24 protein-coding genes are annotated in these 26,740 nt (G+C 35.7%); 22 read left to right on the top strand and 2 right to left on the bottom strand.

Translation table 11 applies throughout. The features are described from left to right. Positions 1-13: 13 nt before the first annotated feature. Complete coding sequence (locus PRVXH_RS04015) at positions 14-1,390, bottom strand: aspartate ammonia-lyase (RefSeq protein WP_353894027.1); 1,377 nt, start codon at positions 1,388-1,390, stop codon at positions 14-16. Positions 1,391-1,578: 188 nt separating this feature from the next. Here PRVXH_RS04015 and PRVXH_RS04020 point away from each other — a divergent pair, with 188 nt between their 5' ends. The 20 genes from PRVXH_RS04020 (at position 1,579) to PRVXH_RS04115 (ending at position 24,847) form a co-directional block, all read left to right on the top strand. Then, positions 1,579-2,454 (top strand): ABC transporter ATP-binding protein, encoded by an 876-nt coding sequence (locus PRVXH_RS04020; protein WP_353894028.1) that lies wholly within the window; start codon positions 1,579-1,581, stop codon positions 2,452-2,454. After that, the gene (locus PRVXH_RS04025; protein WP_353894029.1) at positions 2,454-4,991 is read left to right on the top strand and encodes an ABC transporter permease subunit; all 2,538 of its coding nucleotides are present in this window, start codon (positions 2,454-2,456) and stop codon (positions 4,989-4,991) included. Before PRVXH_RS04020 ends, PRVXH_RS04025 begins: the two co-directional genes overlap by 1 nt. 96 nt (positions 4,992-5,087) lie before the next feature. Further along, the gene (locus PRVXH_RS04030) at positions 5,088-7,664 is read left to right on the top strand and encodes an ABC transporter permease subunit (RefSeq protein ID WP_353894030.1); all 2,577 of its coding nucleotides are present in this window, start codon (positions 5,088-5,090) and stop codon (positions 7,662-7,664) included. A gap of 124 nt (positions 7,665-7,788) precedes the next feature. Further along, entirely contained in the window at positions 7,789-9,168 is a 1,380-nt protein-coding gene (locus PRVXH_RS04035; protein WP_353894031.1) for a TldD/PmbA family protein, read from the top strand. Position 9,169: 1 nt separating this feature from the next. After that, positions 9,170-10,462, top strand: coding sequence for a metallopeptidase TldD-related protein (locus tag PRVXH_RS04040; RefSeq protein ID WP_353894032.1), 1,293 nt, complete (start codon positions 9,170-9,172; stop codon positions 10,460-10,462). Positions 10,463-10,569: 107 nt separating this feature from the next. Next, entirely contained in the window at positions 10,570-10,929 is a 360-nt protein-coding gene (locus PRVXH_RS04045; RefSeq protein ID WP_353894033.1) for a VOC family protein, read from the top strand. A gap of 12 nt (positions 10,930-10,941) precedes the next feature. After that, positions 10,942-11,898, top strand: coding sequence for a D-glycerate dehydrogenase (locus tag PRVXH_RS04050; RefSeq protein ID WP_353894034.1), 957 nt, complete (start codon positions 10,942-10,944; stop codon positions 11,896-11,898). Positions 11,899-12,001: 103 nt separating this feature from the next. Further along, complete coding sequence (locus PRVXH_RS04055; RefSeq protein ID WP_353894035.1) at positions 12,002-13,126, top strand: betaine/proline/choline family ABC transporter ATP-binding protein; 1,125 nt, start codon at positions 12,002-12,004, stop codon at positions 13,124-13,126. A 5-nt stretch (positions 13,127-13,131) separates the two neighbouring features. Continuing rightward, positions 13,132-13,779: an ABC transporter permease gene (locus PRVXH_RS04060; RefSeq protein ID WP_353894036.1), complete on the top strand. Its 648-nt coding sequence runs from the start codon at positions 13,132-13,134 to the stop codon at positions 13,777-13,779. Positions 13,780-13,791: 12 nt separating this feature from the next. Next, the gene (locus PRVXH_RS04065) at positions 13,792-14,685 is read left to right on the top strand and encodes a glycine betaine ABC transporter substrate-binding protein (protein WP_353894037.1); all 894 of its coding nucleotides are present in this window, start codon (positions 13,792-13,794) and stop codon (positions 14,683-14,685) included. 215 nt (positions 14,686-14,900) lie between these two features. Beyond that, positions 14,901-16,013 carry a betaine/proline/choline family ABC transporter ATP-binding protein gene (locus PRVXH_RS04070; RefSeq protein ID WP_353894038.1) on the top strand — a complete coding sequence of 371 codons (1,113 nt, stop codon included), beginning with the start codon at positions 14,901-14,903 and terminating at the stop codon, positions 16,011-16,013. A 21-nt stretch (positions 16,014-16,034) separates the two neighbouring features. Continuing rightward, positions 16,035-16,682 (top strand): ABC transporter permease, encoded by a 648-nt coding sequence (locus tag PRVXH_RS04075; protein ID WP_353894539.1) that lies wholly within the window; start codon positions 16,035-16,037, stop codon positions 16,680-16,682. 26 nt (positions 16,683-16,708) lie between these two features. Beyond that, positions 16,709-17,590 carry a glycine betaine ABC transporter substrate-binding protein gene (locus PRVXH_RS04080; protein ID WP_353894039.1) on the top strand — a complete coding sequence of 294 codons (882 nt, stop codon included), beginning with the start codon at positions 16,709-16,711 and terminating at the stop codon, positions 17,588-17,590. Between the two features lie 158 nt (positions 17,591-17,748). Further along, a complete protein-coding gene (locus PRVXH_RS04085) occupies positions 17,749-18,288 on the top strand; it encodes a hypothetical protein (protein WP_353894040.1) in 540 nt (179 codons plus the stop codon). Between the two features lie 268 nt (positions 18,289-18,556). Further along, positions 18,557-19,075, top strand: coding sequence for a hypothetical protein (locus PRVXH_RS04090; RefSeq protein WP_353894041.1), 519 nt, complete (start codon positions 18,557-18,559; stop codon positions 19,073-19,075). Positions 19,076-19,243: 168 nt separating this feature from the next. Beyond that, a complete protein-coding gene (locus PRVXH_RS04095) occupies positions 19,244-19,603 on the top strand; it encodes a metalloregulator ArsR/SmtB family transcription factor (RefSeq protein WP_353894042.1) in 360 nt (119 codons plus the stop codon). An 11-nt stretch (positions 19,604-19,614) separates the two neighbouring features. After that, positions 19,615-21,696, top strand: a complete 2,082-nt coding sequence (locus tag PRVXH_RS04100; RefSeq protein WP_353894043.1) for a heavy metal translocating P-type ATPase — start codon at positions 19,615-19,617, stop codon at positions 21,694-21,696. A gap of 347 nt (positions 21,697-22,043) precedes the next feature. Continuing rightward, positions 22,044-22,838 (top strand): histidinol-phosphatase HisJ family protein, encoded by a 795-nt coding sequence (locus PRVXH_RS04105; RefSeq protein ID WP_353894044.1) that lies wholly within the window; start codon positions 22,044-22,046, stop codon positions 22,836-22,838. A 12-nt stretch (positions 22,839-22,850) separates the two neighbouring features. After that, positions 22,851-23,603: a DUF368 domain-containing protein gene (locus PRVXH_RS04110; RefSeq protein WP_353894045.1), complete on the top strand. Its 753-nt coding sequence runs from the start codon at positions 22,851-22,853 to the stop codon at positions 23,601-23,603. 782 nt (positions 23,604-24,385) lie between these two features. Beyond that, complete coding sequence (locus PRVXH_RS04115) at positions 24,386-24,847, top strand: hypothetical protein (protein WP_353894046.1); 462 nt, start codon at positions 24,386-24,388, stop codon at positions 24,845-24,847. 58 nt (positions 24,848-24,905) lie between these two features. Here the strand turns inward: PRVXH_RS04115 and PRVXH_RS04120 are convergent, their stop codons facing one another. Then, entirely contained in the window at positions 24,906-25,109 is a 204-nt protein-coding gene (locus PRVXH_RS04120; RefSeq protein ID WP_353894047.1) for a hypothetical protein, read from the bottom strand. Between the two features lie 149 nt (positions 25,110-25,258). Here PRVXH_RS04120 and PRVXH_RS04125 point away from each other — a divergent pair, with 149 nt between their 5' ends. Continuing rightward, on the top strand, positions 25,259-26,392 hold the full coding sequence (locus PRVXH_RS04125; protein ID WP_353894048.1) for a class I SAM-dependent RNA methyltransferase: 1,134 nt from the start codon (positions 25,259-25,261) through the stop codon (positions 26,390-26,392). A gap of 165 nt (positions 26,393-26,557) precedes the next feature. After that, positions 26,558-26,707, top strand: coding sequence for a hypothetical protein (locus PRVXH_RS04130; RefSeq protein ID WP_353894049.1), 150 nt, complete (start codon positions 26,558-26,560; stop codon positions 26,705-26,707). Positions 26,708-26,740: the final 33 nt, after the last annotated feature.

A 26,740-nucleotide genomic window follows, 5' to 3' on the forward strand; every position in this document is an offset into this window, starting at 1 on the left:
ATTATATTTGTTCTCAAACCATTCCCTTAGGGTCGATGGCCTTAAGTATTTCTTCGGTTAGCAGATCTTTTTCCTGCAAAACTTCCTTTAAGGTTTTGCTTTCCGAGTCTGCTTTAATTCCTAGTTGTGACGCAGCGTCATATCCCAGTATTGGACTTAAACCTGTAACTAACGAAAGGCTTTCCTCCATCCACTTTTGACAGGTAGATGTATTAGCTTGAATACCGGTTATGCATTTTGTTACTAATGTTTCGGTAGTGTTGGTTAACAGCTCGATTGAATGTAAAAACGTGTGGGCAATAAGCGGCATCATAACATTAATTTCTAACTGACTTGCTTTACCAGCTGTTGAAACTGCAGCTTCATAACCAATAATTTGGCAGCAAACCATGTGAGTCATCTCCAAAATAGCGGGGTTTACCTTCCCTGGCATTATGGTAGAACCAGGTTGTATTGGAGGAAGCAATATCTCAGCTAGTCCCGTTCTAGGACCAGAACTAAGTAAACGAAGATCGCTAGTAATTTTAATTAGATGTATAGCTAGCTCCTTAAGTGTTAACATGCACCGGATGGGTTCATTCATGTTTTGCATAAAAGAAAAAATATTAACAGGTTGTCTAAAAGGCGCATTAGTTCTTTTACATACTTCTAATATAGCTTTAGAAGGGTACTTAGGATCTAGATTAATTTGTGTGCCAACTGCATTTCCCCCTAAGCCTATTTGGTGTAAATCATTAAGGTTAGACTCTATTTGTTTGATAACAGCCCCTATTGTCTCTGCAAACCCAGAAAACTCCTGACCTAGCCGCATTGGCACTCCATCGTGCAAATGTGTTCTACCTGCTTTTAGCACAGGCATAAATTGGTCTGCCTTTTTTTGTAGCTCCTGTTGAAATCTAGCCAACGCCGGAAGAAGACCCTCAGTGATAGTTTCAACTGCCGCGATGTTTAATGCTGAGGGGAAAGTATCGTTTGTTGATTGCGACATATTTACATGGTCGTTAGAGTGTATATCTAAAGAACCACCGGCTATCTTTTGAGCTCGATAGGCTATTACTTCATTAGCATTCATATTTTGTGAAGTGCCAGCGCCAGCTTGATAAACATCAACTACAAATTGATTGTCCCACTTCCCTTCGATAACTTCCTCAGAGGCTGCAATAACAGCCTTCCCGATATCTGGAGAAAGTAAACCAAGCTCCATATTTGCTGTAGCCGCTGAAGCTTTAATTATTCCCTGTGCTTTAATAAACGAGCGCGGAAGCTTTAGCCCGCTTATAGGGAAATTTTCAACAGCACGCTGAGTTTGGGGTCCATAGTACGCATCTGAAGGAACCATTATATTTCCTAATGCATCATTTTCCAGCCGAAAATTATTTTTTGAGTTCATAAAAACCTCCTAGCAAAAATTGTTTTAATACAAGAAAACATTTTATCTAGTGCTTATAAGTTATTATTACCTTGATAATAAATTTGTATAAAAGTATCGTAATTATTAAATATTTGTGCAAAATTGAAACTTTTTGCATCTTTTATACGTCTATATAAGCAAAGGATATTTTATAAAGGAGGATAAATATGATTTTGTCAGTTAAAGATGTCAGAAAATCTTATGGGAAAGAAGAAGTTTTAAAGGGAATATCTTTCGAAATTACCGAGCCTCAAATTATCGCACTTGTAGGCCCTAACGGATCAGGCAAAACAACCCTATTAAATGTGATAACTAATTTACTTACATCTAACGGGGGTGAAGTTTCAGTACTAGGTAAAAGTAACAAAAATCCTGATATTTTCAAAGAAATCTCATATATGCAGGACAACTCTGTGCTTTACGATTACCTAACAGGATATGACCACTTACAGTTTATAGGTGACATACAAGGGATAACAAAAGAAAAAATTTTAGAAACTGTTAAATGGATTGGGATTGACTCTTACATGCACAAAAAAGTAGGCAATTACTCGTTGGGGATGAAACAGCACTTGCTTTTGACAATGGCCATAGTAAATAAGCCCAAGCTATTGATATTAGATGAACCGCTAAATGGATTAGACCCGTCAAACGCTATAAAGATTCGTAAAATTATGCTCCAATTATATAAAGCTAATACCACAATATTGCTATCTTCTCATAACTTAGCTGAAATCGACCGTCTAACATCACAGATAATGTTTTTAAAAAATGGGAATCTGATAAAAGAAGATATTTCGGTATATGAAAAAACCTGTTATGACTTAAGCTTAGGTAACGTAGATCAAGCAAAAGAAATTCTAGCCAAAAAAGAGATACCCGTTGAAATAGTAGATGAAAAAGTAAGGGTGTTTAAGGAAGCATCATCCTTATATCCTGTTTTTTTGGCTCTAGAAGAAAATAACATTATCCTTGATGATATTCAAAAAAAGATATGGGGTTCTGAAGAGCGATACAAAATGATTTTTGGAGAGGATAGCTAATGCTCGGGCTTTTAAAATTTGAGATAAAAAAACTATGCAAAGGCAAAAAGCTTTTATGGCTTTTAGTTGTAGTTATTATAGCCACAGCTGGGATTTATTATCAGAATGTCTCGCAGTATTCAAATGTTAGAGGAGATACCCTAGATGAAATAGCGTCTTATAGAAGGTCGATAGGTATACACCAAAATGAGTTTATTCAAGCTAGAGAGAAGAAAGGAAACCTAGATGAGATCCAAGCGCAACAATTCCAGCATACCCAAGACATGTTAAGGTCAGTTCAGTATTGGTATAATGCCGTAACTAGTGGATGGAGTACTGCATTTTATTTTGGTGAGTGGGAGGAGCTGCTTGCATATGAAGCAGACTTTTATGATGACTTGATAAAATATGAAGAAAAGTTAGGGGGAGATCCTTTACTTCACTTTCAAGGAGTAGAAAAAGAGATAGCCATAGCTAAAAATAATTGGCTAATGGAGCATAACTTTTTTTATGAGGATGAGACCTATCCTGACTCTCCCCATCTAAATCTAGTTCAAAGTTCATCTTTTCTTTTTGGGCTAGCAGGAATTTTAGTTTTAATTATTTTTTTCGGAGGGAGAATTAGCGAAGAAAAGAGTGAACATACTTGGTTTACCATAAAAACACAACCTATACGAATATGGAAGCTTATATTGGCAAAATATTTTAGTCTATCGATTGTAATTGCTTTATTTATTGTAATGGTTGTACTTACGGGACTATTTCTTCCTGCTATTTTCAGCGAATATGAAATAACCCTTAGCTATCCTCAGGTGTTAACCACCGGAGATGATTTTACCATAGTTACAACTAGTGTATATATAGCGCGAGCAGTGGTTTTGTTTTGCTTTGTAGCTTTTTTTGCTTTGAGCATTTCACTGGCTTTTGACAAGATATCTCAAAACTCTTTTACCTCAACAATAATTACTTCCGCATTTATAGCTTTGGCTTATGTACTAACAGGCTGGCTAGAACCACTCCAGACGGTATTTAACCCTTTTTATCATCTTTACTACCCTACCTTAAACCAACTTCCTAATTTAAAGGACATCCTTTATCCCGTTATTTTACTTTTGTGGAGCGGAGCATTTGTCTTAGTAGCCATTTTTATACCGGAAAAGCAAATCAACTTTCTTTACCAGGAAAACTTTAAAAGACCTTTTAAAAACGGAGTGATAAGAAGTGAAATACCTAACCTCTTAAACTTCAATATTTTTGAGTGGAGAAAAATAAGGAGAAAAGGAATTTTAGTAAAGGTTTTTGCTATGTTGTTTATTTTGATTCTTTTTATTTATTCCACCATATCGCAAAGAGCTACCGAGGCAGAAAAAGGGTATATCGGTAGCTTAGAAGAGAGAATAGAAATTAATACACAAGAAACAATTCCCGAAGCTAAAGAAAGGATGGAAATGGAATTAGAAAATGCCCATGAAACGGTATATGACGAAACTAAACTTAGATGGGATAGTCGCCTTGAAACACTTTTCACTAGAGTAGATAAGAAAAAGGCTGCAGTTGAGGGTTACAACAAGGGGAACTGGTCACATTTTTATGACTATGAAATTTTTGATCTTAAGGTAACTGAAGGAGGATATCTACGAAGATCAGCGAGGCAATTCTCAGTTAATGCTGGAATAGCAGAGGTTAAGTTAAAAAAGGACAAAGATATTAAGCCGATATTAACACCTCAATATCGACTTCCAAATATTTTTGATCATGATGAAACGAAAGCTCGAACTACCCGAAGTAGAGTAGGTCAAAATGGAGTTTTTACTCTTTATCACTATTTTGAAAGATACATTTATCTAATACCTCTTTTATTTTTTATAGTTATATTAGGCGGTGGCCTTTCACAAGATAGGGGAAAGAAATCTACTATTAACTTTTTAATGACTCAACCTATAAAACGTAGTAAGCTATTTTTTGGTAAAATGCTAAATGGGCAAATTATGATTGTCATATGTTGCTTAATGTTTTTTATAACTGCATTTTTAGTATCCACGATTTCAGATGGGATTGGAGATTGGGATTATCCTATTTTGCGCTATGATTCTGAGCCAGTAGTTGATTCGCCTGACTATACAGGAACTAGAACTTTTGTGAGGGGATGGAATCGAGGTTTTCACTTTATACCTATTTCAAGGTTCTTAGTAGAATGTACGGTGCTGTTTATTGTAATTGCGATCTTTTTAACTGCAACCTCTATTGTTTTATCTTTACTTATAAAAAAGAGGGTTGGAGTATTTACGACAACTGCAGGAATTGGTGCTGGTGGCTATGCATTTAGTCAATTTTTAGGCGACACAGCCCACCTTTCCCCCTTTATTTACCTAAACATTCCTAAAGTTATAAGCGGAGAGTTTGCAACATTAATGAACAATCCTAAAATTCATCTTTTAACTGGAAGTATATTGCTTTTGAGTCTAACAGTTATACTTGTTATTTTGGGCTATTTTGTTTCAGGTAAAGATACTAAGAAGTTCAAAAATATAAAGCAAAAGTTAGCAGCGCGTATATAGAAACAACCAAAACAATCGAGCTATAGACAACGACTCGGTTGTTTTGGTTTACTATAAGACATGCTTAGATATAAGGTATGTTGGCAGGTCTAAAAAATGCGAAAATCTAAAGAGCTATCAAATGATAATCGGGGAGGTAAAACCATGTGGGGGCTTTTAAAGTTTGAGGCTAAAAAACTAATTAAAAGTAAAAAAATAGGTTGGCTATTGATTGTAGTTACTGTAATTACAGCGGGAATATACTATCAAAATGTTTCTCAATACTCGAATGCTAGATTAGAAGCGAGAAGTAAAATAGGACTGTATGCTAGGTCGATTGGAATTCAGCAGGAGGGGTTTATACAAACTAGAGAAAATCGCGATCTTAACGAGAAAGAAGCTGAGTTATATCTACAAACCCAAGATATGCTAAGATCACTTTTCTATTGGCGTGCAGCTCAACAGGAAGAGTCCTTAATTCTCGAGGCAGAATTTTATCACGATGTTGTGACATATGAAAAAATGGGGGGAGAACCCCTTTTGCACCTACAAGGACTTGATAAAGAAATAGCCATAGGGAAAAACGCATGGCTGCTAGAGCATAACATGTTTTATGAGGACGAAAAGTACCCTGAGTCACCACACTTAAACCTAATTCAGAGTTCATCATTTTTATTTAAAATAGTGGGGATTCTAACCCTAGTTTTCTTTTTTGGAACTGGACTTTCCGATGAGAAGGACGAAGGAACATGGGCTACACTAAAAACTCAGCCTATCCCAACATGGAAACTGATTATCTCAAAATATGCCAGCTTAGCTGTGGTGATTGCCATTTTCTTAATTATGGTGACTGCAGTGGGACTTATAATTCCTGTTATTTTTAGTGATTATTCAATAAAACTTAATTACCCTCAAGTGCTAAAAACAGATGATACCTTTGTCATAGTTACCACCAGTTTGTATCTAGCTAGGGCATCATTACTTTTTATCTTCGCGAGCTTTTTTGCTTTTAGCGTGGCAATGATATTTAATAAAACTTGTAAAAACTCTTTTACCACCTTAATTTTTGCGAGCACCGTCTTGATAGTAGGTTATTTTTTAGCTGATTGGATTTTTCCACTTCAAAACGTTATAAATCCTTTCTACCACTTTTACTACGATATTTTGTCACAACCACCAAAAGTTTCAGATTTAATGTATCCCCTAACTATGCTCGCCTGGAGCAGTTTATGCATTTTGCTGGCGATTTATATACCACAAAAACAACTGAGCTTGCTTTATGTTTCTAATTTCAAAAGGCCATTTAACAAAGGTAAAATAAGAAACTTCCGCTTTAAAAAGTGGAATATAAATATATTTCAGTGGCGCAAAATTGTAAGAAAAGGACTGCTACTTAAAACTTTTGGTCTGCTAATAATTTTAGTTGTGTTTTTATTTTCAACTATTTCACAGCAAGCTGACGAAGTTGAGTTAACTTATATAGGGATGTTAGAAAATGAGATGGATAGAATCCAGTTTGACTCAATTCCTGAAGCAAAGGAGAATATGGAAAGAAGCTTAGAAAATGCTCAAGATGAAGAAAGCTATTATACAGCCAAAAAAGAATGGGAAGCAGGTATACAATACTTAAAGACAAGATCAGAAAAAATCAAAGCTGCTGTGGAAGGTTACCATCAGGGGAATTGGGAACCGTTATACAAATACCAACTTTTTGATATTAAATCAAGAACTGGTGACATCGAAACCGGTAGAGCTATGAGACTTTCTGAACAAAGGGGAACACCGGCACAATTTTCCACACAGGTCGGTTTAGAAGAAACCAAGTTGCTTTTAAAAAGCGGTGTTACCCCCATACTACTTCCTCAAAACCAACTGACAAATATTTTTGAAAATATCCCGAAAGAGCACGTACAGTTCCTAAAAAAGAATAATATCAGAATGGTTGATGAAAGTGGTTTATTTATACTTTACCACTACTTTGAAAGGTATATTTACTTCATACCCCTTGTGATATTTATCTTCATACTTGGGGGTGGGGTTGCTTCGGAAAGAGGGACGTTTGCACTTTTGAAAACACAGCCAGTATCAGATAAAAATCTGTTTTTTGGTGGGTTAATAAACGCGAAAACAGCGGTTGTGTTAAGTTGTATTGCTTTCTTTTTAATAGCTTTACTGGTATCCACTGTTGCAGATCGTTTCGGAGATTGGAATTATCCGATTTTACGGTATGATCCTGAGTCCGTTGTTTGTGCAGAAGATTACACCGGAACAGAAGTTTTTGTTTCAAACTGGAACCGGGGTTTCCACTTTGTTACCCTTGGTAGGCATTTATTGGAAAGTTTAGGGTTGTTTATAGCACTTGCATTGTTTTTTACCGCTATAACTAATGTAGTGGCGCTGATTATAAGAAACAAGGTAGGCGTAATGAGTTTAACAGCGGCAATCGGTGTGGGGGGATATCAATTTAGTCAACTTCTAAAGCAAACTGCCCATTTATCACCTTTTACCTACTTAAACATCCCTAAGGTCATCAGCGGAGAATATGCTACTTTGCTAGATAACTCTAAAATAAACCTTGCAAACGGGATTATGTTACTGCTTTTACTTGCCGCTTTAGTTATAGTGGCAGGATATATAATTCTGTCAAAACCACCTACAACAGCAAAGCGCAGTAAGACAATATATAAATCATAAAACCATCAAAGCGTCACATACATTAGTAATGGCAAAAAAAATGAGGTGAATAAAGGGAACTTAGTTTCTTTTGTAGAATTATTTTATTAGCCAGAAAATAAAGAAAAATAAGGAGGAGAGGCGTGTGAAGTTAGATTATTTAAGGGGTTTTCAAGACTGTTTCACAGACCATACCGAGCTACGGCTTCAAAAAAACTCCAATGTAGCTATAGCACTTGTAAATGGAAATCTAGTTCGTAACGAGAAAAACACATCAAGTGGGATTTCTTCTAGAATTTATCACAAGGGTGTATTTGGGTTTGCAGCCAGCCCTAAAATTGATGAGGAATCGGTGAAAAAAGTTTTAAATAAAGCTAAAGAAAATGCCTACAGGCTTTCTAGCTTAGAAAAGAAAAATAAAGGCCCATTACCCCATGAATCATTTGAGGTAATTAAGGATTTTTCGACCAAGAAAAACTTAGTATCTCGCAAAGAAATGATTGATTTTTTAAAAGCCTTACATCAATATGCTACTTCCACTTATAAAGATTTAAAATCGTCCACTTTTGTAATAAATAACTTGGATATGGAAAAAAGTTTGTTAACTTCTTTTGGGGCTGCAGGTTATACCTTAACCCCTCGGACCATAGTTATGATAAGTCTATCCCTTGAAAAAGATGGAGTTACGTACGATTCCTATGAAGTTTTAGGGGGGCTAGGGCAATACGAAGATTATTTTGATAATCCTAAAGATTTATTTGTAAAAGTTGATGAAACTTACAAAAAGGTGCGGGAAAAATCAGAGGGAGTATATCCTGAAGCTGGCTATAAAGACGTTATTTTAGATTCAAATCTTGCGGGGATTTTAGCCCATGAAGCAATCGGTCACACCACAGAGGCTGATATGGTTAAAAGCGGTTCAGTAGCAAAAGATTATTTAGGGCAAAAAGTGGCTAGTGAGCTAGTTACTTTAGTGGATTTTGCATATGAGTATAATGGTGATATTTGTCCAGTTCCTGTTTATATTGATGATGAAGGTACAAAGCCTAAAGATGCCGTTATTATACAAGATGGTATCTTGAAAAACTTCATGAATAATAAAGACCTATCTGTAGATTTAGGGCATCAGCCTACCGGTAATGCAAGAGCATATGCATTTTCTGACGAGCCGCTAGTTAGAATGAGAAACACAGCAATCTTGCCAGGAAAAGACAACTTAGAAGATATGATAGCGTCTATAGATGATGGATATTATTTAACTAAGCCAAGTAATGGTCAGGCAGATTCTACTAGTGAGTTTATGTTTGGAGTGCCAAATGGATACGAGATAAAAAGAGGCAAAATCACAAGAGCTATCAAAGACACAACAATCTCTGGAGTAGCATTTGACATGCTTAAAACAATAACCATGGTTTCTGATGAAATGTCTTGGAGCAATTCAGGAATGTGTGGTAAAAAACAAGGTATTCCTGTAGGAATGGGTGGACCTGCTATAAAATGTAAAATCAATATAGGAGGACGGTAAAATGGAGCTAGTAAAACTATGTTTGAGTCAATTAAAGGACAAAGGTGCGCAAAAGGCAGAGGTTAATGTAAGCAAAGAAATTAAAGAAGAGATGAATATCAACTCAGGAGAGGTTAGCCTGTTAAGGAGTTTAGAAGAATACAACATTGAAATGACAGCTTTTATCGATCAAAAAAAAGATGTTATAAAACTTAATAAAGTTGATGAGCTTTCTATAGAACAAGCTGCAATGGAAGTTACACAAAATGCTAAAAACTCAGAACCAGACCCAGCTAATGATATTCCAAATGGAGAATTAAAAAAGGAATTTAAGGATAGCGAAACACAATTAGATGTAGAAATGATGCATAGGCGACTTAAGGAATTTATAAAGGGTGTAAATGAGCAATATGATAGGTTAGTCATCGAGGAAGCTATTTTAGAGCATAATAAAATAAAAAGTTATTATCAAAATACAGGTGGTGTAGAGCTGTATTCTGAGGATAGTCAGTATAACTTTACTGTAATGTTCTTTGCCAAAGAAAATAAAAAAACGTCTTCTTTTAACTACACGGTTCAAACAACTAAGGATTTAGATAGAGCTATATTGCAATTAGGGGCATTAAGTAATTTGTTAGAACAATCAATTGATCATCTAGAACCAAAGGCTATTGAGCAGAAAAAGTTTACGGGGGATGTTATCATAACTCCCGATTGCATGAGTGCAATGACGTACTTTTTGTTATCTCATTTATCTAACCATTATATGATTTCCGGGATATCTAAGTTTAAAGGAAAAATTGGAGAAAAACTACTAGATGAAAAGCTTACTATAAAAACTGAGCCAGATTCAAGAAAGCTTGCATTTAAAGACTATTTCGGAAAAGATGGCTTTGTTAATAGAAACGATTATCTTTTCCAAGATGGGGTACTAAAAAACTATCTCCTAAATTATTACGGCGCTCTTAAAACTGGCTTTGAAAGAGGACCATCAACCTCTGTTTATTCAGGTATAGTAATTGAACCAGGAGATAAGAGTTTTGATGAGATGGTTAAATCTATGGATCAGGGAATCATTTTAGCTAGATTTTCAGGAGGGCAGCCAGCACCAAATGGTGACTTCTCTGGCATAGCAAAAAATAGCTACTATGTTAAGGATGGAAAAATTCAATATCCCATAAAGGAAACTATGATTTCAGGAAACCTGTTTGATATGCTAGAGGACATTAAAGCTATTTCCAAAGAACGCTTAAATAATGGTCAAACACTAATGCCGTATATACAGCTTAGAAATGCAGTGATTTCATCAAAATAATAAACAGCAAATAATATATTAAAAGAAACTAGAAGATGTCAGTTTTCTAGTTTCTTACCTATTATAAAAAGAGTCTACTGGCAGACTTCAAAGGAGGCTAGCGTATTATGGTTACAAACTGGACTGGAATGGTAGCTTTTTATGGAACCGACGACTTAGAGAAAACACATAAATTTTATCATGAACTTCTTGGTCTTAATCTCTACAAAGATCAAGGTTTATGTAAGATTTACTCAGTAAGAGAAGGGGGTAAAATAGGCTTTTGTAGTCACTTAGAGGTATTAACTAAAGAGAAAAGCCCTATAATAACTTTACTTACCGATGATGTAGACAAAGTTTATAAAAGTCTTATAAATTCTGGATTAGATGTTCCCAAACCAAAAGTCAACCCAAAATTTAACATATACCACTTTTTCACAAAAGACCCAAATGGTTATTCTCTAGAAATACAAAAATTCTTAGATTAGGAGTGCAAGTTAATGTCTAGAAAAAAAGTATTCATTACAGCAGAAATTTTTCCAGAAGCGAAAGAGATTTTAAGTAAGCATTTTGATGTTGAGGTAAGCTCGAAAGAGAGCTTAACTGAAGATGAGATATTAGAAAACTCAAAAGAGATTCATGGACTGCTATCATTAATCACAGACCCTATAACAAAAAAGATTATAAATTCAAGTAAAAATTTAGAGGGTATAGCTAATTATGGAGTAGGGCACAACAACATAGACATCGAAGCAGCTAATGAACAAAACATTACAGTAACAAATACTCCTGAAGTGTTAACAGATGCAACTGCAGACTTAGCCTGGGCATTGCTTATGGCAGCGGCAAGAAAGATAGTTCCTTCCGATGAATTTACCAGAGCAGGTAAGTTTACAGGCTGGGGTGCCAATCTTTTTTTAGGTGCTGATATCAAAGGCAAAACCCTAGGAGTTATCGGAGCTGGCCGCATTGGTCAAACTTTTGCAAAAAGAAGTTTAGGTTTTGACATGAAGATTTTGTATCATAATCGTAGCCGCAACAGGCAATTTGAAGATGAACTTAACGCTCAGTATGTTGATAAAGAGACTCTTTTAAAAGAATCGGATTTTATTTCTTTACATGCCCCCTTAACAGAGCAAACTTATCACATGATAGGCGAAAGCGAATTAGAAATGATGAAAGATAGCGCCATATTGATAAATACCGCAAGGGGTTCAATGATTGACGAAAAGGCGCTGGTTTTAGCCCTTAAACAAAAGAAAATTTGGGCAGCTGGTCTTGATGTTTTTGAAAGAGAGCCACAAATAGAAGCAGGATTAAAAGAATTAGATAACGTGGTTTTAGCACCCCATATAGGTAGTGCCACCTTCGCAACTAGAAGAAAGATGGCTGAAATAGCAGCTAAAAACCTTGTAAGAATTTTAAATGGAAAAGAGCCGCTAACTCCGGTTAATTAGAAAGAGAAGGTTGTCGATACTAATCGGCAGCCTTCTCTTATTTTGAATAGCTTTAAAACGTCTCGGAGAAAATAAAATTAGTTAGTAAAAAAGGAGGACGGCCATGATAAAGTTTGAAGGAGTAACTAAAATTTTTGCAGATGGTTTTAAAGCATTAGATTCAATCTCCTTTGAGGTAAATAAGGGAGAGTTGTTGGTACTTATAGGACCAAGTGGTTCAGGCAAAACCACTACAATGCGGATGATAAATAGATTGATAGACCCTACTGAAGGAAGGATAATTATAGATGGAGACGATGTTACTAGTATTGACCCTGTTTATTTACGGCGTAATATTGGTTATGTGATTCAGCACATTGGCCTGCTCCCCCATATGACTATAGGTGATAATGTTGCTTTAGTTCCTAAGCTAAAGAAAATGAATAAAGAAGAGTATATAGATAAAGTGGACGAGCTATTAAAAATGGTAGGGCTAGACCCTAAAACTTATAAAGAAAGGTACCCTGCGGAATTAAGTGGAGGGCAGCAACAAAGAATTGGGGTAATTAGAGCACTAGCCGCAGATCCTCCAATTATTTTAATGGACGAGCCCTTTAGTGCATTAGATCCTATAAGTAGAGAGCAGTTACAGGAGGAACTTGTAAAACTTCAGGAAGAAATCCAAAAAACTATAGTTTTTGTTACACATGATATGGATGAGGCGCTGAAAATTGCAGATAGGATATGTTTGATGAGAGATGGGGAGGTTGTACAAATTGACACTCCAGAAAAAATTTTAAGGTATCCAAAAAATGAGTTTGTAAAATCCTTTATTGGAGAGGATAGGCTTAAAGAAGCAGAAACCTTACCTGACTTAGCTGAAATAATGGATAAAGCTATAACAGCGAAACCCACTCAAGGTTTTTTTGAAGCTGTCAAAAAGATGCGCAAACACAAGGTGGACAAACTAGTGATAGTCGAAAAAGAAAAATATTTAGGAGTAGCTGGAGTTTGGCGTATCCAGAAGCATTATAGAAATGAGGAAATGAACTTAGGGGATGTTATGGACAAGGAATATCCAACGGCTACATTAAAAACATCGACAGAAGAAGCTGTTGAGTTAGTAAATAAATACGATACATCCTTTTTGCCAATCTTAGATGGTGAGGGGAAGGTAAGAGGAGTAGTGACAAGAGCTAGCATAGTTGAAGTCATGACTGATATGTATTTAGAAGATGGGAGTGATTAATGACAATGAATGAATTAAGGGCTTTTATTGACGTAGTAACTAACAGAACTGACCAACTAGTTACCTTCTTTATACAACATATTCAACTTACAGTAGTAGCGTTATTTATAGCTGTTGCTATAGCTGTACCTTTAGGAATACTTTTGACTAGAAGTAAAAAGTTAGCAGAACCAGTTATTGGCGTAGCAGCTCTTTTCCAGACAATACCTTCATTAGCCCTTTTAGGGTTTATGATTCCATTTTTAGGTATTGGGTTTATACCATCGATTGTTGCTCTTACAATTTACGGTTTGCTACCTATTTTACGAAATACCTATACCGGGATAGTTTCTGTAGATGAGGCGGCAGTTCAAGCTGGAGTGGGAATGGGAATGACCTCTATGCAAGTTTTAACGATGGTGCAAATACCCCTGGCTATGTCATTTATTATTGCAGGTATAAGGACTTCTACAGTCCTTATTGTCGGAGTAGCCACATTAGCATCCCTTATTGGTGGGGGTGGGTTGGGTGAATTTATATTTAGGGGTATTTCAACATCTGATCCGGGACTGATTTTAGGTGGTGCTATACCAGCAGCATTATTAGCGTTATTTTTTGATTTCACAATCAAATGGTTAGAAGCAAAAGCTACACCAAAAGGTTTAAAAAAATAGGGAGGTAAGAAGATGAAACAAATTTCAAAAATAGTGATATTAAGTATGGTTCTATTTTTAGGAAGTGCCTGTTCAGCACTATTTGGTGGAGGTGATGAAATTGTAATAGGGGGAAAAAATTTTACAGAGCAGGACATAATGGTTTACTTGATGGAAGCTGTGATAGAGGAGCATACCGAGTTAAGCGTACGAACACGTACTTTTTTGGGAGGCACAGATGTAGTTGCTCAAGCTTTAGATAGAGGAGATTTGGACATGTATCCCGAATATACAGGTACTGCCTTAGTCAATATATTAAACATGGAAGCGATGACGGATCCAGATGAAACTTATCAAACTGTTAGTGAGATATATCAAGATGAAAAAAATATTATCTGGATGGAGCCACTAGGTTTTAATAACACCTATGTTCTTTCAATGAGGGAAAGCCATGCTGAAGAATTAGGTATTGAGACTGTCAGTGATCTTGCTGAATTTGCGCCTGATTTGACGTTAGCTGCAACTCATGAATTTTTAGAGCGTCCTGATGGGTTTGAAGGGGTCCAAGAAGCATATGGGCTTGAATTTGGGGATGTACGTGGATTAGACCCAGGTCTTACCTACGCCGCAATAAGAGACGGGGAAGGAGATGTAAATGATGCCTTCTCAACCGATGGAAGGATTTTGGCCTTTGATTTAAAACCCTTAAAAGATGACCAAAACTTTTTCCCTCCATATTATCCTACGCCAATTGTTAGGCAGGAGACTTTAGAGAAGCACCCTGAGCTGGAAGATGCACTTAACAGGCTAGGTGGAGTTTTAGACGATACTACTATGGCTGAATTAAATGGACGGGTTGATTTAGAAGGAGAAGATGCTAGAGATGTAGCGAGAGATTTTTTGCGTCAGCAGGGGATAATTCAATAGTGAAGAAACCAAGCCTTTCACTGTCGACTTTTAGTCGGCAGTTTTTTTTGACCATTATTGAGCATTATTAAGCATTTCCATTTATAACTAAGAATCTATACCATAATATGGCTACTGACAGTGCTAGACACAATAAAGTGGGATAACCGAGGTTTAAGGACTTTGTTTTTAGTTAACTTATTATGTTAACATATAAAGGTCAGAGGAGGTCAGAAATGATAAAATTTGAAAACGTAGAAAAAGTTTATGAAGATGGATTTAAAGCGCTAAAGGGAATTAATCTTGACATCAAAGATGGCGAGTTATTAGTTTTAATAGGACCTAGTGGTTGTGGGAAAACAACTACTATGAGAATGATAAACAGGCTAATTGAACCAAGTTCAGGCACTGTTTATCTAGATGGCGAGGATATTAAGGATTCTAATCCTGTTCTTTTAAGAAGGGATATCGGGTATGTTATCCAAAGTATCGGATTATTACCACACATGACCATAGGACAGAATGTGGCTATAGTTCCTAAACTTAAAAAAATGGATAAAGAAAAATATGAAAAGAAAGTTGACGAACTTTTAAATCTTGTAGGATTGGATCCTAAGACTTATAGGGAGCGTTATCCTACAGAGTTAAGTGGTGGACAGCAGCAACGTATAGGAGTTATAAGGGCATTAGCAGCTGATCCTCCAGTAATTTTGATGGACGAGCCTTTCAGTGCCTTAGACCCTATTAGTAGGGAACAACTTCAAGATGAGCTTGTTAACCTTCAAGAAGAAATAAAAAAGACAATTGTTTTTGTTACCCATGATATGGATGAAGCTTTAAAGATAGCTGATAGAATCTGTTTTATGAAGGATGGAGAAATTGTTCAGGTTGATACGCCGGAAAAGATATTGAGAAGACCGGCAAATGATTTTGTCAGCGAGTTTATCGGAGAGGATAGACTAAAAGATGGTACAGAACTTCCGTCAATTGACAGAGTAATGGATAAACCGATTAAAGAAAGACCTTCAAAAGGTTTGGCTGGTGCTCTAAAAACTATGCGTAAAAACCGGGTGGACAGTCTGATAGTCACAGAAAAAAATAAATTTAAGGGAGTAGCTGGTGTTTGGGCTGTTCAGAAAAACTTTTCCGATGAAACAAAAAGTTTAGCTGATGTTATGGATACCGAAGTCCCAACTGTTCAGATGAATCAATCACTTGAAGATGTAGTGGAATTGATTAATAAGTACAATATATCTTACGTGCCGGTTTTAAACGATGAGGAGAATGTAGTAGGTGTAGTAACACGTGCTAGCCTTGTTGAAGTTATGGCTGATAAGTACTTGGACTAATAAAGGAGTGTATAAATTTTGATGGAAGGTTTACTAGATTTTTTTCATATAGTAACTACGCGTACTGACGAGTTGATTATGTATTTGCTTCAACATTTGCAGCTGTCAATGATTTCATTGTCAATTGTGGTATTGATAGCAGTGCCTTTGGGTGTCTTTTTAACCAGGCATAAAAAGCTGGCAGAACCTGTTATAGGGATAACTGCTGTTTTTCAAACTATTCCTTCTTTAGCTCTACTAGGTTTTATGATTCCTATTTTAGGGTTGGGGATATGGCCTGCAATAGTAGCTCTTACAATTTATGGTCTGCTACCAATATTGAGAAACACATATACAGGAATCATCGATGTAGATCCTTCAGCTATTGAAGCAGGGAGAGGTATGGGCATGACAGATATGCAAATCCTTTTTAAAGTACAACTACCGTTAGCTTTATCAGTTATAATGGCGGGTATAAGGACTTCAACAGTTCTTATAATTGGTGTTGCTACATTGGCCTCTTTAGCGGGATCTGGAGGACTTGGAGAATTTATTTTTAGAGGAATTTCAACAAGCCGAGATGGATTGATTTTAGCAGGAGCTATCCCAGCTGCTTTATTGGCTATTGTCTTCGATTTTGTGATAAAACAATTAGAAATATTAACAACCCCAAAGGGGTTAAGAAAATAAATATTAGTAGGAGGAGTTTATAATTTATGCGTAAATTAGTATTAGTAACGGTTTTAATGATTTCATTGGTATTTGTTGGGTGTTCCAGTGATAATGGAAACACCATCTCTATTGGTGGAAAGGATTATGTAGAACAGGACATCTTAGTTTATATTACAGGTGAGCTTATCGAAGCACAAACCGACCTTGAGGTAAACTATAGAAACTGGTTAGGCGGTACAAATGTAGTTGATGGTGCTCTTCATCGTGGGGATTTAGACATGTATGTAGAATATACCGGTACTGCACTGATTAACTTATTGGATTTAGACTTAGTTAATGACCCTCAACAGGCTTATGATATAGTCGCAGACAAATACGATGAAATGGGTGTAAAATGGCTAAAGCCTTTAGGTTTTAACAACACCTACGTTCTGTCTATGCGTGAAGATCGAGCAGAAGAACTGGGTGTAGAAAAGGTGAGTGATCTAAAAGAACATGCTGATGAGCTAATCTTAGGTGCAACTCATGAGTTTTTAGAAAGAAGTGATGGGTACCAAGGCTTACAAGAAGCTTATGGTTTTGAGTTTGGCGACACTGCTGGTTTTGACCCTGGTCTAACCTATGCAGCAGTAAGGGATGGGAACGCTGATGTAAACGATGCTTTTGCCACAGATGGTAGAATTATGGCATTTAATTTAAAGATGTTAGAGGATGACAAAAACTTTTTCCCGCCATACTATGCTGCACCAATAGTAAGGCATGACACCCTAGAGGAGCATCCTGAGCTAGAGGAAGTTTTAAATATGCTAGCAGGTCGTATAGATGATGAAACAATGTCATCTCTAAACGGTCAAGTTGATCTAGATGGAGAAGAACCTAGAGATGTTGCAAGGGATTGGTTAGAATCTGAAGGGTTATTAGAGTAAATTATAAAGGTATAAAAGGAAAGGTATAGAGTTGGTTATCTAAACTCTATACCTCTTTTATTATATTTGTGTTATTATTAAAAGTAGTTAGAGGTTAAATGTACCACAGAAAAATTATAGCTCATGAATTGATTAAGGATGAGTTTTGAGGTGATGTTATGAAACTTATGGAGAGCATGCTGTTAAGATGGTCGTTATTTTGCATCATTATATTAGCTATAACATCAACGTTATTTTTTGGTGTTACCTACTTATTTCAATCTGATTATATTCAAGCAAGAGAACTTGCTTTAAATGAAAAGAGTAGAGATAACATTGCTACTATGTCAAATTATATTGCAGCTATTCATGATGAGATTAATCAAATAGTGGGATATGGAAACTATGAAATCTATGAGGATAACAAGGCTGCAGTTTGGAATGATCTTAACGAAGAAATGAATGAAAAATTAACTGTGCCTATAAAAAAACTGAAAGAAAAAAGTGATTATAAGTCAATGCAAACCGATTTAGAGACCGCCAAAAAATTGCTTACGTACGCCACAAAAAAGCGAGATGTTCAAGGGCTAATTGATGCCCATAGAATCATCCACGACTTAGACTACTTTGTATTTCAAGGTAGGACCAACAAGAAATATTTTGCTGTGACTAAAACTCTAGAAGGGCAAGTTAGGCATGAAGTCAATATACAAAGATAGAAAAAAGTCCATCATTTTACGTGATAGATCACGAAAATGATGGACTTTAGGCTTTTTTTTAAAACTATACTTTAAGCGTAAAAACTTTAAATAATATATTGAAAATTTAAAGGAAGTTTTGCGCCAGGTATAGAAACTTTTATAGACTCTCTTTTTACTGTTTTGATAATATCTAGTTATACAATTTAGGTTAGTATATGTATTCTATAGAAGCTTTTAAGTTCCTTTGAAAATCAGGAAATTTCTAAGAGATATGGAGGATCCAAAAATGAGCAACACCATGGTTAACATTATATTTGTGTTTGTATGTCTATGTACTTTAGTACTGGTTGCTTGGAATGTACTGTATAGCAAAGGTAAGATTTCTGTTAAGCCTCAGTTTAAGATAAATGAAGTAGTAGATTATGTTACGCAAAAAACCCCAAAATCCAAGCTGCGTTTAAAATCCAGACTATGTTATTTTTTGAAGTTAGAAGATAATCATAGAAGCTGGACGTTAATTACCCTAGCTGTAATTTTAATTTTGGCGCTGTTTAACTTGTATGTACTATACGGGAGAGCTTTTGAAGCAAAATATGGCCTTCCTTATATATTTGATTTAAGGGGAGGATTTTATTACTTTAGAAACTTCTCTGTACCTATATCCTTTGCAATAATAATAGTCTTTGTGTTTTTAGGGATAGATTTTTCCGAAGAAGAGGAAAAGAAAAATGAAACTAAAAAAGAAAAAGCTAATTCAAAAAATAACGTAATAAAATTTAAAAAACAAGTAGAGAAAAAAAATTAAAACTGAAAGCCTTGCCTTCTAGTAGAGGGTAAGGCTTTTACTATTGATTGAAGTCTTACTTTATCATTGGTTGCGCAAAAAAAGTATTGACTGAATTTAAAGTGGTGCATATACTATAACTAGGACACATGAACATCTATTCATTTGTTCATATGAGGGGGTTAATAAATGGAGAAATCAAAAATAGAGAAGTGTAAAAACAAAGTTATACATCAGGAAGCAGTAGACAAAGTGAGCAAGGAGCTACCAATTGATGAAGAGCTGTTTGAGTTATCAGATCTTTTTAAGGTTTTTGGGGATACCACAAGAATTAAGATATTATTTGCACTTTGGCGCCAGGAAATGTGTGTGTGCGATATAGCTGCGTTACTTGATATGAATCAATCAGCAATTTCACATCAATTGAAGGTGTTAAAGGGTGCAAAACTTGTCAAGTTTAGAAGAGCAGGAAAAGTAGTTTATTATTCATTAGCGGATAGGCATGTCGAACAAATTTTTATGCAGGGTCTAGAGCATATAAGGGAGTAGGAGGGGAAATAATGAAAGTGACATATCATCTAAATGGTTTAGATTGTGCTAACTGTGCTAATAAGATAGAAAAGCGTGTAAAAACACTGTCTTATGTAGAAAAAGCTAACTTAAATTTTGTAAGCAAAAAGTTAATGGTTGAAGTTAATGAGGGGAAAGATCCTTTTGAAGATATAAAAAATATTGTAAAGGACTTAGAGCCACATGTAGAAATCACCAGGAAAGAAAATACAAACAACAATCTCCGTGGGATTTTTGGAGGGATAGAGAAACAAAAGCTTTTTGAGCTTTTGATTGCTATTTTTTTATTTGGAACCGCTGTTTTTATGAGTGATGGGACTATTCGTATAGGTTTATTTTTAGCAAGTTACGCTGTAATAGGCTATGATGTGCTATTTAAAGCGGTTAATAATATTTTAAAAGGTAGAATATTCGATGAAAATTTTCTAATGACTATAGCCACTATTGGAGCCCTAATTATAGCAGAATACCCAGAAGCTGTTGCTGTTATGCTCTTTTATAAAATCGGTATATTTGTACAGAATTTAGCTGTAAATCATTCAAAGAGGTCAATATCGGAACTCATGGATATTAAATCAGATTACGCCCATTTAAAATTAAATGGAAAAACTAAAAAGGTAAACCCAGAAGATGTAAATATAGGAGATATTATATTGGTAAAACCGGGAGAAAAAGTGCCTTTAGATGGAGTGGTGATTAGCGGAAACTCTTTGATAGACTCATCGGCACTAACTGGGGAGTCTGTTCCTATAGCTATCAAAAAAGGAAGTCAGGTTTTAAGCGGTAGTATAAATCAAAAGGGCCTGTTAGAAATTAAGGTTCAAAAAGAATTTTCGCAATCAACAGTGAAGAAGATATTGGAGCTTGTAGAAAATGCAAGTTCTAAAAAATCCAACACCGAAAACTTTATAACTAAATTTGCAAAATATTATACTCCTGCTGTAGTGGGTATAGCCACACTGTTGACGTTGATACCGGTGTTGTTCTTTTCAGGAGAATTTACCACTTGGGTATATAGAAGTTTAGTGTTTCTTGTAATATCCTGTCCTTGTGCATTGGTTGTATCCATTCCCTTAGGCTTTTTTGGAGGAATTGGCGCATCTTCTAAAAAAGGAGTTCTAGTAAAGGGAAGTAATTTTTTAGAAGGCCTTAATAACATCAATACAGTAGTATTTGATAAGACAGGCACGATAACAGAAGGCATCTTTAAGGTAAACAAGGTTATTAGTAAGAATAAATGTGAAGACGAAGTTTTATACTATGCTGCCCATGTTGAGTTTTACTCAAATCATCCTATCGCCCAGTCAGTTGTCAAGGCGTACAATAAGGAGATTGACGAAGAATTAGTAGCTGAATTTAGCGAGATATCAGGAAAAGGAGTAAAGGCTAAAGTAAATAATAGGCCGGTCATTGTTGGGAATAGAAACTTCCTTTTACAAGAAGGTATAGAAGCTTATTGTTATCAAAGTGAAGAAGATGAAGGATCAGCCTTATACGTAGCTGTTGATAAAGAACTACTGGGGATTATACTCATTGGTGATAAAATTAAAAAAGAGTCATATTCTGCAATTAAAGGACTAAATAGCAGAAATATTAACACAGTAATGCTCACTGGGGATAGCAACAAAGTAGCAAAGCAGGTGTCAGAAAAGCTACAAATAGGCAGTGTTTATTCTGAGCTATTACCACACCAAAAGGTGGAAAAATTTGAGCAAATATCTAACCAATCAACTGGTAACACAGCATTTATTGGAGATGGTATAAATGATGCCCCTGTTATAGCAAGAAGTGACATAGGAATTGCTATGGGAGGATTAGGATCTGATGCTGCAATCGAGGCAGCAGATATAGTGGTCATGCAAGACAATCCTTATAAGATTATAGAGGCTTTAGAAGTCGCCAAAAGAACCAGGAGTATTGTCTGGCAAAATATTGTTTTGGCTCTAGGAGTAAAGGGAATTGTGTTAGTTTTAGGTGCTTTTGGGTTAGCATCTATGTGGGAAGCGGTGTTTGCTGACGTAGGTGTTTCGCTTATAGCAGTGCTTAATTCAGTTAGAATCTTAAGAGCGTAAGGGGCTAGGGCATTTCTAGCTAAAACAAATAAAAAGACGGTTCCGATCATCGATTTTTGTGAATGGAACCGTCTTTTGCTAAATACTAGATTCCATTGTTGGACTCTTAATGACATTCAAGCGTGTAACCAATATCGTTATTAACCGTGGTTAATTAAGGTCTTAGGTTCGTGCTTTTCATTCATTAATTACCACTACTCGTTATTTTCAGCGTGGGCAAATAAAAGGTTTTGTCCCAGCCTTTTTAGGTGGTTAGAAATGGGAGAAACATAGGAGGGCAATAGATAACACTTGCCAAGATTTTTACTATAACTTACAATAAGTAAAGAGCGTATAGGGGGGATAACATGTTTGATTACCATGTTCATACAAGTTTTTCAGAAGATAGCCAAGCGGATATGGAAGAGACTATTAAAAAGGCTATTCAGCAAGGAATAAAGGAAGTTTGTTTTACAGATCATGTAGATTATGATTTTTGCGTAGATGGGGCTAATTTTGAGTTTGATATTAAGGAGTATAAACAAACCATTACAGGATATGCTCAAAAATATAAAAATAAGCTCTCCATACTAAAGGGGGTAGAGCTAGGTGTCCAACCACATATTTCGGAGAAATGCTCTAAGCTTACCCAACAAGGAGAATTTGATTTTGTTATAGCTTCGACTCACACTGCGCAGCGTAAAGATATTCATACAAAAAAGTTTTTTGAGGGTAAAAGTGCGAAAGAAGCCAATGAAATTTATTATTTAGAGTTATACGAAAGCATAAAAAAGTTTAATGAGTTTAGCGTAATAGGTCATATAGATTTACTTAAAAGATATAATGTAGAGATAGCTTCTGGAAAAGTGCAAAATCATCTAGATATTTTAGAAGAAATTTTCAAGTACTTAATTCATAATGGAAAAGGTATAGAAATAAATACTTCCGGTTATCGATATGATTTAGGTGAGCCATTACCATCTGTAAAGATATTAAAAATGTATAAGCAAATGGGTGGAGAAATAGTTACTTTAGGCTCAGACTCACATACAAAAGACACCTTATGTCACAACTTCAGTCTTGCTAAAAAGTGCATGGAAGATGCAGGCTTAAAGTATATTGCTAGGTTTAAAAAAATGAAGCCTTACTTTGTGAAAATTTAACGGGGGAACTATATGGAAAAAATAAAACTTGCTTTACTAGGAATTCCTTTAGGAATTTCGCTGGTTTTGCCAGGGCTAAGCTTTGGAACGGTAGCATTACTTCTAAAAGTTTATGATAGGATATTAGCAGCCATAAAAAACTTTAATCTTAGGTTTTTATGGCCTATTGGAGTTGGAGTAGCTGGAGGTATATTAGCTTCTAGCCACCTGATTGCGTTTATTTTGGCAAACTACCATAATTTAACCTATGCATTCTTGATGGGTTTAATATTGGTTTCTGTTAGAGTTACTTTAAATGAAGTGGAAAAGTTCGCCAAAGTAGATAGCCTTTTTGTAATTATAGGTTTTTTTATTGCATATTACTTTGGCAAAGAAAGCTTAGAACATGGCATGTTGATTTATCTACCTATTTCTATATCCCTTGTGATTAGTGGAATCCTAAGTAGTAGCGCCATGATTCTGCCGGGAATTAGCGGAGCTACCATGTTAATTATGTTAGGAATATATGATGATGTATTAAAAGCAGTAAATACTTTTGATGTTAGACTACTATTCTTTTTTGCTATAGGTGTAGGATTAGGACTAATTTTATTTAGCTGGTTACTTACCTATTTGTTAAAAAGCTATAGATCAAGGGTGATGTTATTTTTATCTGGGCTGATAGTAGGTTCTGCGACAATGGTTGTACCCACATCTATAGGTGTTGGAGAGGTTATATTATTCTGCATAGGTGGAGCTTTGGCATACATCGGTACAAACAGATAAAACAATTCGTGTAATATTTTTGTAAAAATTATCATATAATATTAACGAGCTACTCAAGTGTGAAAAACGCTAGTATATAGGCGTTTATGCGAGAATGCAGAAGATGGTTAGTGTAACATTTGTAATTTTGTTAAAAAAATATTAATAATTTTGTTACAAAAAAGAAGGAATTTTACAACAAGCGTAGAAAAGTATATATAGCAGAACAGTACAAGTAAAAAATATTTATTATTGTTATTAACTTTGGCTCGGTGCTAGGCCTTGCCAAATATGACTCCCTATAGTTTTTGCCCTTCTTGGATAATCTGGCCCCAAGGAGGGCAAAAATAATTTCAGAGGGCTTTAAAGCGCTCATCTTCTTCGTTGCTAAAATAATTCCAACTCCTCATGTATCAGCCCATACACTCCGGGGTTGGAATTACTTTGCGCCTCGAATCTGAGCACTTTAAAGCCCTCTGAACCATCTTGGGTCAATTGAGCGCCCATCTTCTTCGTTGCTAAAGAAATTCCCACTCCTCATGTATCAGCCCATACATTCCGGGGTTGGAATTACTTTGCGCCTCGAATCTGAGCACTTTAAAGCCCTCTGAACCATCTTGGGTCAATTGTGCGCCCATCTTCTTCGTTGCTAAAGAAATTCCAACTCCTCATGTATCACAACATACACCCTTACACTCCCCTTGACAAGTCAACTTTCTTTTAGTTGAAACAGGACTTTTATTGTTTATACAGAAATAAATACTAGAGTACATATTATAAACTAACATTAAAGGGGGGATTAGTTGGGGGACATTTTAATCTTGTTTGGTTTTATTTTGTTTGGAGCTGTAGTTATCGGGGTTTTGATTTATTTTTATGTTAGAAGCCTTTTTAATTTGGAAGAAAGCGATGAAGAAAATTCCTGGTTTACAGTAAAAGTGGATGTTGTGGATGGGAAACAGAAGAATTATAGAAAGATACAATTTCTAATTATAGCATTATCGCTGCTACTTATAGTAAGGGTAGGAGGGATGTTGCAAATACAGGATTATCCCTTTTTACAATTAAATAGCATTGTAGCTGTAATACTTTATTCTTTACTAGTTGGGTTAATAAGTAACATTATTAAAATAGTAGCCTGGAAAAAAGAAACAGTGCAAGTAGAAGAAAGTGAGCTGAAAAAGCTGATGCCTCTAACGTTTATTTATGCAGCTTTGTTGATAACTGTAATAGGAGGAGCATATTATATCATAACTATCAGGTAACCACTTATAATAAAAGCCTATAAGAAGCCAAAATTGCCTTCTTATAGGCTTTTTTGCATTATACCTTAGCCTTAGCCTTATCTATCTCTTCCTGCTCTACTGGATACTGATCTGATAACCATCCTATCATTTGCGAAACTTGTTCTTTGCCAGTTAAGTCTACAAACTCGGGGCTACTGTTTGCTAAAGTTTCCGCTGCCTCTTGCCACTCTTTCTTATCCCAAAATAAGTATTTAGGAGATTTGAATGTTCGTTTAGTCAATATAATTCCTCCTCACATATAATTGAAAATCTATACTTATATTTAGCATCCTTTGGAAAAAATATTTAATAAATCACTGTATTTATTTGCCTTAAGGCTAAACAAAAGGTAAACTATCACTATAGTAATTTATAAACAGTAGGAGTGAGATGATGAAAATTGAACTAATAGCTACCTCTACCTTTGGGCTAGAGTCTATAGTAGCTGATGAAGTTGAAGATTTAGGGTACAAAAAGTTGAGTGTTGAAAATGGTAAAGTTACCTTTTTAGGTGATGAAAAAGCCATCTGTCGCTCTAATTTATGGCTTAGAGTCGCAGACAGAGTAAAGATAAAAATGGGTGAGTTTAAAGCGACTACTTTTGAAGAACTTTTCGAACAAACAAAAGCGCTACCTTGGGAGTGGTGGATAACCCAAGATGCCAAGTTCCCAGTAGAAGGAAAATCAATTAAGTCTAAGCTGTATAGCGTTTCTGACTGTCAAGCAATTGTAAAAAAAGCTGTAGTAGATAGACTAAAAGATACATATGGAGATCAGTGGTTTTCTGAAGAAGGCCCCACATATAAGATAGAAGTCTCGATACTTAAAGATACCGTAACCTTAAGTATCGACACAACAGGACCGGGACTACATAAGAGAGGTTACCGGACAGACCAAGGCAAAGCTCCCATAAAAGAAACATTAGCAGCTGCCATGCTAAAACTGGCAAAGTACAATTCTGACAGAACTTTAATAGATCCTTTCTGTGGTAGCGGAACAATTTGTATAGAAGCAGCCATGATAGGTCAAAACATAGCACCAGGCATGAACAGAGAATTTGTATCTGAAAGCTGGGAAAACATATCTAAAAAGAGCTGGAAGGAAGCGAGAAAAGAGACCCATGACGTGGCAGAATATGACAAGGAGCTATCGATACAAGGCTATGATATCGATGGCAGGGTTACAAAAATCGCCCAGCAGCACATAAGTGAAGCGATGCTAGATGATGTAATCCATATTCAAAAAAGAGACGTAAAAGATTTAAGTTCAAAAGATAAGTATGGAATGATAGTTACAAACCCACCTTATGGTGAAAGAATAGGTGAAAAAGAACAGGTGGAAGAGCTTTATAGAACTATGGGAGATGTCTTTTCAAAGTTAGACACATGGTCCTTCTATGTGCTAACTTCAAATAGAGAGTTTGAAGAGCTATTTGGAAAAGAAGCCACAAAAAGAAGAAAGCTATATAATGGGAGGATTGCATGTCAGTATTACCAATATTACGGACCAAAACCAGGCAAGTAAGGCTACTTAAAAGCACCCATCTTCTTTGTAGCAAAAGAAATCCCAGACTCCTAACCTCCACTTCTGACTTCCTATACTATTAATATAATATATTAACTAACTATACTATTAGGTAGGGAGTTTCTGCTTTAGTATTTTGAAAACCTTAAAAGGAGGATAAACCTTATGGAGTTGTTTTTTATAGTGGGTTTTGTTGGTCTTATCATTTGGGGTATCTATGAAACCAAGAAAAAGTATGGCTTAAAAGAAAAGGAACTGGAACTAGAAAGGGAAAAGATAGCCTTAGAAAGCAAGAAAATTGACTTAAAAGAGTAGCAACAAAAGAAATCTCGCAGCTAATTAGCTGCG

It is taken from the genome of Proteinivorax hydrogeniformans, assembly GCF_040515995.1.
Classification (GTDB): Bacteria; Bacillota; Proteinivoracia; order Proteinivoracales; family Proteinivoracaceae; genus Proteinivorax; species Proteinivorax hydrogeniformans.